We start from the raw sequence: 364 nt of genomic DNA, 5'->3' as shown, positions 1-364 counted from the left end.
GTAGTCCTCGGCATGGCGGACCAGGTCGAGGGCGTCGGGTATCTCCTCCAAGAACAGCTTCTCGTACTTCAGCGAGCCGAAGCCCCGCTCGCGTGAGCCGTTCTGGCGCGGGGTACGGACCCTGGTGCGTACGTGCCGCAGCTCGGGGCGGGTGGCGATGAACGCCTCGAAGCGGAACGAGCGGAACGTTCCGCCTTTGTCGGTGACGAACGTGACCAGCGGCATCACGGTGCCGTCGGTCGCGCGCCGGGCCAGGTCGACCAGCTGGGCTCCGGCGAGCCGTTCGGCTTCGGCGAGGGCGAGCTCGATGGCGGCGATGGCGTCGTGCTGGTTCGCGGTCGGGGCCACGTGCCAGCCCAGCTCG

General features: G+C 70.1%; 1 protein-coding gene. It reads right to left on the bottom strand.

Features of this window, described 5'->3' with window-relative positions; genetic code table 11:
* Window positions 1-364: hypothetical protein (locus PUR56_RS08165; RefSeq protein ID WP_329948403.1), on the bottom strand; the 364-nt coding region annotated here is incomplete at both ends.

It is taken from the genome of Streptomyces sp. BE303, assembly GCF_036290945.1.
Classification (GTDB): Bacteria; Actinomycetota; Actinomycetes; order Streptomycetales; family Streptomycetaceae; genus Kitasatospora.
This window is presented reverse-complemented; position numbering and strand designations above follow the sequence as displayed.